The following is an 8,267-nucleotide window of genomic DNA, read 5'->3' as shown; positions in this document are numbered from 1 at the left end:
GGGGGTGGATTCCCAGCCCCCTGGCATCCATCCCGATCGTGCCGTAGGCGCCCGACGTGGGTCTACCCCGCCCACCCGGTCGCGGGCTCGTCGCCGGGGACGATGCCGACGCTCGGCGAGCGGAACCGCCGCTGATACGCCGACGGCGTCGTGCGGTAGCGCTCGACGAACGCGCGGCGGAGCGCTGCGGCGGACGAGAAGCCCGCGGCCGCGGCGGACTCGGCGACCGTGCGTCCGTTCTCGAGCTGGTTGACGGCGAGTTCCAGCCGCAGCGAGGCGATGTACGCGCTCGGCGTGACGCCCAACTCCTCGCGGAGGACGCGGGTCAGGTGCCGCGGACTGACGTTGACGTGCGCGGCGAGCTCGGTCACGGTCGTCGGCCGCGTCGGGTCGTTCGCGACGTACTCCGCCACCGCCTGCGCGAGCGGGGTGCGCGGAGCCGGGAGCTTCAGCGCCGCCGAGAACTGCGACTGCCCCGCCGAGCGGCGCATGTACACCAGCAGGTGCTGCGCGACGCTGCGCGCGACGTCGGTGCCGAGATCCTCCTCGAGCAGCGCGAGCGCGAGGTCGATCCCCGCCGCCACGCCCGCCGACGTGTAGACGTCGCCCTGGCGCGTGTAGATGCGCTCGGAGTCCACCTCGATGAGCGGGTAGCGGTCGGCGAGCATGTCGGCGAACTTCCAGTGCGTGGTCGCCGGGAAGCCGTCGAGCAGACCCGTCGCCGCCAGTCCGAACGCACCGCTGCAGATCGACGCGACGCGGCGCGATCTCTGCGCGAGCGACAGGATCGCCGCGCGCAGCTCGGGGTCGTCGAAGACCGCGGGGGCCCGCTCGCTGCCGGGGATGATCACGGTGTCGAGCGGTCCGCTGTCGGCCGCCGCCCCGTCGACGCCCAGGCGCAGCCCCATGAACGCCTCGACGCCCTCCCCGTCCCGTGAGAAGAACAGGATCTCGTACGCGTCGGTCGTGAGGTTCGCCTCGGAGAACACCTCCGCCGGACCGACGAAGTCCAACGCCTTCACCCCGTCGAACAGAAGGAAGCCGATGCGGCGACGTCCGGCATCCATGTCGTGTCCTCCGGGTGGTTCACGGGCGAGGGGATGGCTCCACCCTCCCACCGATCGGGCTCGAGCACACGGCGATCTCTTCCGACAGGTGTCGCACGGGAGTCTCGACACCTGCCCGTGCCGGGGCCGTAACCCGGAGCGTACGGTGACCGGCACGGCATCCCCGCCGCCCGCGAGAGGAACGCACCGACATGTCCGCATCCCCCACCATCGTCCTCGTCCACGGAGCGTTCGCCGACTCCGCGAGCTGGGCCCCCGTCACCCGTCTGCTGCTGGACGAGGGGTACACCGTGCGCGTGCCCGCGGTGCCCAACCGAAGCCTGCTCGGCGACGCCGAGTACATCCGCTCGGTCGTCGAGCACATCGAGGGACCGGTGATCCTCGCCGGGCACTCGTACGGCGGGGCCGTCATCACGGTGGCAGGCGTCGCCGAGAACGTCGTCGGCCTCGTCTACGTCTCCGGCTACGCGCTCGAGGAGGGGGAGAGCCTCGGCCAGCTGCAGGGCGGCTTCCCCGACTCCGACCTCGCCCAGCACCTCGTCTACACGCCGTTCCCGGTGGTCGGGGCCGAGGACGGCATCGACGTCTCGGTCGAGATCGCCGCGTTCCCCGACGTCTTCGCCGCCGGTGTCTCGCGCGAGACCACCGAGGTGCTCGCGGTGTCGCAGCGGCCGCTCACGGCGCTCGCGTTCGGTGAGGCCGCGCCCGTCGCCGCGTGGAAGACGAAGCCCGCGTGGGGCATCGTCTCGTCGGCCGACCACACCATCAACCCCGACGTCGAGCGCTTCGGCTACCAGCGCGCGGGCCTCCGCTCGGTCATCGAGCTCGACGCCCCGCACCTCGTGATGCAGTCCCACCCCGCCGAGGTCGCGAAGGTGATCACCGACGCGATCGCCGAACTGGGCTGATCGGACTCCCCATGGCGTTCGAGCGGAACGGCGCGGCGGCGCAGATCGACACCGCCGTCGCGCCGAGCGGCACCGGCTGTCTCGAGTGCGATCGCATCGGCGGCTGGTGGGTGCACCTGCGGCGGTGCGCCGCGTGCGGGCACGTGGGGTGCTGCGACTCCTCGCTGCACCGCCACGCGACCGCGCACGCCGAGGCCGCCGGGCACCGGTACATCCAGAGCTTCGAGCCGGGCGAGGACTGGTGGTGGGACTTCGCCCTGGGCGAGGCCGTGCAAGGACCGCCCCTGGCCCCGCCCACCTCGCATCCCGCCGATCAGTCCGTTCCGGGGCCGGCCGACCGTCTCCCGGAGGACTGGGAGGCGCAGTTGGATGCCGCCCGGCGCGGGGGCGCGTGACGGGGTCGCCCCGCGCTGGCTCGGCGTGGCGCGTGACGCGGCGCCGGGGCGTGGCATCCGGTGCTCTGTTTCGGCGACCGGGGCCGGCTGCCGGCGCGGGGCCCGTCCTCGCGGCCGGGGCCGGAGGCGCTCAGGCCGGGTCGAGGCGCAGGACCGTGGCCGACTCGCCGACGCGGAGGTCGTCGACGACGCGCAGCGTGCGCGCCACGTCGTCGACGGCCCCGATGACGGTGCCGAAGCGCTCGCGGTCGGCGCACACGGCGGTGACCGTGACGAAGTGCGCCCCGGTGTCCCACGTGTAGGTCGCGAACGGCGGGGTCCGCGCGTCGGTGGGGAGCGGCATCGCGAGCTTCTCGCCGACGCCGAGGTGCGGATTTCGGAACGACTCGGTGTCGTCGTACTCCATGGGCATCATCGCGCGGGCGGCGCGCAGCTGCGGCGTCGCCTCCTGCAGCTGCGCCATCACGACCAGGAGGTCGGGGTCGCTCCGCCACACCCACACGAGCACGCGCCCGGCGGCGCGGCGCATGAGGAGTGGCGCCGCCTGGCTCGCCACCCAGGCGAAAACACCGCTGCCGGGACGCTCGGTCGCGCCGACCGCGCGGTTCGCCTGCGTCAGCAGCATCCGGATCGCCGCCTTGCGGTGACGCCTCCCGCGCAGGCCCAGCGAGCCGGTCACGGGGACCCAGAGTGCGGCGGAGGCGTCGGCCTGGAGTCGAGGCATGGCCCCAGCCTACGAGCCCGGATGCCGGGATGCCGGGCCTGTCGTACGCCCTCGGCGGAAGCGCTCCCGCAATGTCGGAGGTTCGTGCCACTCTGGTTTTCGCGGTGGCCGCGCCGCACCGATCTGACACCCGGAGAACGCCGTGCTCGGAAAGCTCCTCATCCGCTATCTCTCGCGATATCGCTGGCTCCTCGTCGCCATCCTCCTCTTCCAGGCGGCGTCGGCCGTCGCGACGTTGTACCTGCCGCGATTGAACGCCGACATCATCAACCTCGGCGTCGCCCGCGGCGACACCGGGTACATCTGGTCGCGCGGGGCGATCATGCTGGTCATCTCGCTCGGGCAGATCACGGCATCCGTGATCGCCACGTACTTCGCCGCGCGGGCCGCCATGTCCGCGGGGCGCGATATCCGCCGCGACGTCTTCGAGCGCGTGAGCGGGTTCTCCGAGCGCGAGCTGTCGCAGTTCGGCGCCGGCTCGCTCATCACGCGCAACACCAACGACGTCCAGCAGGTGCAGATGCTGGCGATGATGGGCGCGACGATGCTCGTGAGCGCGCCGCTCCTCGCCATCGGCGGCATCATCATGGCGCTGCAGCAGGACGTCGGGCTGAGCTGGCTGATCGGCGTCGCCGTCCCGGTGCTGCTCGTGCTGGTCGCGCTGATCATCGCGCGCATGGTGCCGCTGTTCCGCAGCTACCAGACCAAGCTCGACGCCGTGAACCGCGTCATGCGCGAGCAGCTCACCGGCGTCCGCGTCGTACGCGCGTTCGTGCGCGAGCGCATCGAAGAGGAGCGCTTCCGCGGCGCGAACACCGACATCCTCGTCGTCGGCCGCAAGGTGGGGTCGCTCTTCGTCCTCCTGTTCCCGCTCGCGATGCTCGTGCTGAACGTCACCGTGGTCGGCGTCATCTGGTTCGGTGGCATCCAGGTGGATGCCGGTGGTGTCGAGATCGGCACGCTGTTCGCCTTCATCCAGTACGTGGCGCAGATCCTCGGCGGCGTGCTCATGGCGAGCTTCATGACGGTGATGATCCCCCGTGCCGCGGTATCGGCCGAGCGCATCGGCGAGGTCCTCGACAGCACCTCGACGCTGGAGCGCCCCGCGAACCCGGTCTCCGCCTTCCCCGCGCCCGGCGAGGTCGTGTTCGACGACGTCGCCTTCTCGTACCCCGGTGCCGAAGCCCCCGTGGTGTCGGGCATCAGCTTCACGGCCGCCCCGGGCGAGACAGTCGCGATCGTCGGTTCCACGGGCGCCGGCAAGACCACGCTCATCTCCCTCATCCCGCGCCTCTTCGACGTCACCGGCGGCGCCGTGCGGGTCGGTGGGGTCGACGTGCGGGAGGCCGACCTCGACGAGCTGTGGCGGGGCATCGGTCTCGTGCCGCAGCGACCGTTCCTGTTCAGCGGCACCGTGGCATCCAATCTCCGCTTCGGACGAGAGGACGCCACCGACGACGAGCTGTGGCGCGCGCTCGAGATCGCGCAGGGCCGCGACTTCGTGGCGGAGATGGAGGGCGGGCTGGACGCCCGCATCGCGCAGGGCGGCACGAACGTCTCGGGCGGCCAGCGGCAGCGCCTCGCGATCGCCCGGGCAATCGTGCACCGCCCGCGGGTCCTCGTGTTCGACGACTCGTTCTCGGCGCTCGATCTGACGACCGACGCCCGATTGCGAAAGGCGCTGTGGGACGAGCTGCCCGAAGTGACGAAGATCGTCGTGGCGCAGCGCGTGTCCACGATCACCGGGGCCGACCGCATCGTCGTGCTGGAGGACGGCCGCATGGTCGGACTCGGCACGCACGACGAACTGGTGCAGACGAGCCCCACCTACCGCGAGATCGTCGAGTCGCAGCTGGGGGTGGAAGCATGAGCACCCCCGACGCCCTCACCGAGGAAGAACGCGCCGAACTCGAGCTCGCCGAACAGGCGCGCCAGGGCTCCGGCGACTGGAACAGCGTCGCGCCCGGCAAGGCCGCGGCCTTCGGACCGAGCTTCCGCCGACTCCTCGGCCTCCTGCGGCCCTACGCCTGGGCGTTCGCCTTCGTCTCGTTCCTCGGGGCGATCGGCGTCGTGCTCGCGGTGCTCGCCCCGCGCGTCCTCGGCAACGCCACGAACATCATCTTCGAGGGCGTGGTCTCGAAGTCGCTCGCCCAGGGCTTCCCCGAGGGGACGCCGAAGGACACCGTCGTCGAGGCCCTGCGTTCGGCGGGTCAGGGCGACATCGCCAACATCGTCGCGGCGATGGACAACTTCCAGGTCGGCGCCGGCGTCGACTTCGACGCCCTGCGCATCGTGATCGTGACGGTGCTCGCGATCTACGTGGGCTCGTCTCTGCTCTCGTGGATCCAGGGCTACGTGATCAACGTGATCATGGTGCGCACGATGTGGCGCCTGCGCGAAGACGTCGAGGCCAAGATCAACCGCCTGCCGCTGTCCTACTTCGACAAGGTGCAGCGCGGCGAGCTGATCTCGCGCGTCACCAACGACATCGACAACATCACGCAGACGATGCAGCAGTCGCTCTCGAGCGCCCTGACCTCCGTGCTGACGGTGCTCGGCGTGCTCATCATGATGTTCAGCATCTCGTGGCAGCTCGCGCTCGTCGCCCTGGTGTCGCTGCCGCTCATGGCCGTGATCTTCGGCGTCATCGGCCCGCGGTCGCAGAAGGCCTTCGGCGAGCAGTGGAAGAAGGTCGGTCGCCTCAACGCCCGCGTCGAGGAGTCGTTCTCCGGTCACGCGCTCGTGAAGGTCTACGGTCGCGAGAAGGACGCGCGCGAGAAGTTCGAGGTCGAGAACGAGGAGCTGTTCGAGGCGAGCTTCCGGGCCCAGTTCCTCTCCGGCATGATCATGCCCGGCATGATGTTCGTCGGGAACCTGACGTACGTGGGCATCGCGGTCCTGGGCGGTCTGATGGTCGCCGGCGGGCAGATCCGCCTCGGCGACGTGCAGGCGTTCATCCAGTACTCGCAGCAGTTCACGCAGCCGCTGTCGCAGCTCGGTGGCATGGCGGCGGTCGTGCAGTCCGGCACCGCCTCGGCAGAGCGCGTGTTCGCGCTGCTCGACGCCGACGAGCAGGACCCGGATGCCGCCGACGCCCCCGCCCACGTCGAGGGGCGCGGCGTCATCGAGTTCGAGTCGGTCCGCTTCTCGTACACGCCCGACCGGCCGCTCATCCGCGACCTGTCTTTCCGCGTCGAGCCGGGGCAGACCGTGGCGATCGTCGGCCCGACCGGTGCCGGCAAGACCACGCTGGTGAACCTCATCATGCGGTTCTACGAGCTCGACGGCGGTCGCATCCTGCTCGACGGGCAGGACATCGCCGAACTGCGCCGCGACGACGTGCGCTCGCGCACCGGCATGGTGCTCCAGGATCCGTGGCTGTTCGCGGGCACGATCCGCGACAACATCCGGTACGGCCGCGAGTCGGCGACCGACGACGAGATCGTCGAGGCCGCCGTCGCCACCCGCGTCGATCAGTTCGTGCACTCGCTGCCCGAGGGCTACGACACGGTGCTCGACGAAGATGCGGCGAACGTCTCGGCGGGCGAGAAGCAGCTCATCACGATCGCGCGGGCGTTCGTCGCGCGGCCGTCGGTGCTGATCCTCGACGAGGCGACGTCGTCGGTCGACACGCGCACCGAGCTGCTCCTGCAGCAGGCGATGGCGGCCCTCCGCGAGGGCCGCACGTCCTTCGTCATCGCGCACCGGCTCTCGACGATCCGCGACGCCGACCTCATCCTCGTGATGGAGCACGGCGACATCGTCGAGCAGGGTTCGCACGATGAGCTCATCGCCGCGCACGGCGCGTACTGGCGGCTGTACCAGTCGCAGTTCGAGGCCGCAGCGGGCGACGACGCGGCCTCTCCCGAGGCGGATCCGGCCGCGGCGCGCAGCTGACACCGTGAGGCGCCGCGGCCGGGCATCCGGCCGCGGCGCCCACCGTGCCCGCAGTGTCGACCGTGCCCGCAGTGTCGCCGTGCCCGCCGCGCCGACCGCGCCGGCAGTGTCGCCGTGCCCGCCGCGTCGACCGCGCCGACCCGCGCCGCGTCGTGTCGCGTCACCCGCCGTCATCCGCTGCCCGGTCGTCGCGGCATCCAGGGGACCGAAAAACCCCTCGGGTACAGTTGGAGCGCGCATGCACCGCACAGTGCGACCCGTTCCGCCGCACAGATAGGCCTCACCACCCGTGACCACTCCTGCGACGCCCGCTCCCTCGTCCTCGGATGACCGCCCGCTCAGGGTGCTGATCGGAGCCGACACCTTCCTTCCGCACGTCAACGGTGCGGCCCGCTTCGCCGAACGCCTCGCGGCCGGCCTCGTCCGACGCGGCCACGACGTCCACGTCGCGGCCCCCAGCGTCGGCCACGGCAACGCCGGCGTCTTCACCGAGGTGATCGAGGGCGAGCCGATGACGATGCACCGCCTCCCGGCCTACCGCTTCCTCCCGCACGACTGGCTGACGTTCGTCCTGCCGTGGCGGTCGAAGCACTACGCCCGACGGGTGCTCGACGAGGTGAAGCCCGACGTCGTGCACATCCAGTCGCACATCGTGATCGGCCGCGGTCTCGCCCGCGAAGCCCGCAAGCGCGGCATCCCGCTCGTCGCCACGAACCACGTGATGGCCGAGAACATCCTCGACTTCACGACACTGCCCGACTTCCTCGACCGCATCTTCGTCAAGCTCGCGTGGGCCGACGCGAAGCGCACGTTCGCTCTCACGCGGGCGGTCACCACTCCCACGCGGCGCGCCGCGGACTTCCTCGAGTCCACGCTCGACATCGACGGCGTCATCCCGATCTCGTGCGGAATCGATCGCGCGAACTACACGGCCGATCTCGAGCCGCGTGACGCGAACCGCATCCTCTTCGTCGGGCGCCTCACGACCGAGAAGGGCATCGACGTCGTGCTCCGCGCGCTCGCGCGGCTCGACCCCGCGCTCGACGCGACGTTCGACATCGTCGGCGGCGGCGACCAGCGCCGCAACCTCGAGCAGCTGGCCGGCCAGCTCGGCATCGCCGATCGGGTGACCTTCCACGGGCATGCCTCCGAGGAGGAGCTGCGTGCGCTCTACACGCGCGCGAGCGTCTTGGCGATCGCCTCGATCGCGGAACTCCAGTCGATCGCGAAAGATGGAGGCCATGGCATCCGGTCTGCCGATCGTCGCCGCGAACGC

At 71.1% G+C, this 8,267-nt stretch carries 6 protein-coding genes and 1 pseudogene; 5 read left to right on the top strand and 2 right to left on the bottom strand.

All coding sequences use genetic code 11. The annotated features are described in order from the left end of the window. Window positions 1-62: 62 nt before the first annotated feature. Complete coding sequence (locus tag I5G_RS22350; RefSeq protein ID WP_022879411.1) at window positions 63-1,067, bottom strand: GlxA family transcriptional regulator; 1,005 nt, start codon at window positions 1,065-1,067, stop codon at window positions 63-65. 191 nt (window positions 1,068-1,258) lie between these two features. Between I5G_RS22350 and I5G_RS12810 the strand changes: the two genes are divergently transcribed. Further along, entirely contained in the window at window positions 1,259-1,975 is a 717-nt protein-coding gene (locus I5G_RS12810; protein ID WP_022879410.1) for an alpha/beta fold hydrolase, read from the top strand. A gap of 11 nt (window positions 1,976-1,986) precedes the next feature. After that, entirely contained in the window at window positions 1,987-2,370 is a 384-nt protein-coding gene (locus I5G_RS12805; protein ID WP_022879409.1) for a UBP-type zinc finger domain-containing protein, read from the top strand. Between the two features lie 130 nt (window positions 2,371-2,500). Here the strand turns inward: I5G_RS12805 and I5G_RS12800 are convergent, their stop codons facing one another. Next, complete coding sequence (locus tag I5G_RS12800) at window positions 2,501-3,094, bottom strand: hypothetical protein (RefSeq protein WP_022879408.1); 594 nt, start codon at window positions 3,092-3,094, stop codon at window positions 2,501-2,503. 142 nt (window positions 3,095-3,236) lie between these two features. On the opposite strand from I5G_RS12800, the gene I5G_RS12795 reads away from it, so the two are divergent. The 3 genes and pseudogenes from I5G_RS12795 to I5G_RS22345 form a co-directional block, all read left to right on the top strand. Further along, complete coding sequence (locus I5G_RS12795; protein WP_022879407.1) at window positions 3,237-4,964, top strand: ABC transporter ATP-binding protein; 1,728 nt, start codon at window positions 3,237-3,239, stop codon at window positions 4,962-4,964. Next, complete coding sequence (locus I5G_RS12790) at window positions 4,961-6,991, top strand: ABC transporter ATP-binding protein (RefSeq protein ID WP_022879406.1); 2,031 nt, start codon at window positions 4,961-4,963, stop codon at window positions 6,989-6,991. The genes I5G_RS12795 and I5G_RS12790 overlap by 4 nt, the downstream gene beginning before the upstream one ends. A 289-nt stretch (window positions 6,992-7,280) precedes the next feature. Further along, window positions 7,281-8,267, top strand: a pseudogene (locus I5G_RS22345) (glycosyltransferase); the annotation flags it as partial.

Origin of the sequence: Microbacterium sp. B19, assembly GCF_000333395.1 — a bacterium.
Taxonomy (GTDB): domain Bacteria; phylum Actinomycetota; class Actinomycetes; order Actinomycetales; family Microbacteriaceae; genus Microbacterium.
Note: the sequence above shows the minus strand (reverse complement) of the source record. Positions and strands in the feature narration are given on the sequence as shown.

Excerpts from the sequence above, each read along its gene's own strand:
- I5G_RS22350 (WP_022879411.1), bottom strand. The coding sequence starts at position 1,067 with ATGGATGCCGGACGTCGCCGCATCGGCTTCCTTCTGTTCGACGGGGTG.
- I5G_RS12810 (WP_022879410.1), top strand. The coding sequence starts at position 1,259 with ATGTCCGCATCCCCCACCATCGTCCTCGTCCACGGAGCGTTCGCCGAC.
- I5G_RS12805 (WP_022879409.1), top strand. The coding sequence starts at position 1,987 with ATGGCGTTCGAGCGGAACGGCGCGGCGGCGCAGATCGACACCGCCGTC.
- I5G_RS12800 (WP_022879408.1), bottom strand. The coding sequence starts at position 3,094 with ATGCCTCGACTCCAGGCCGACGCCTCCGCCGCACTCTGGGTCCCCGTG.
- I5G_RS12790 (WP_022879406.1), top strand. The coding sequence starts at position 4,961 with ATGAGCACCCCCGACGCCCTCACCGAGGAAGAACGCGCCGAACTCGAG.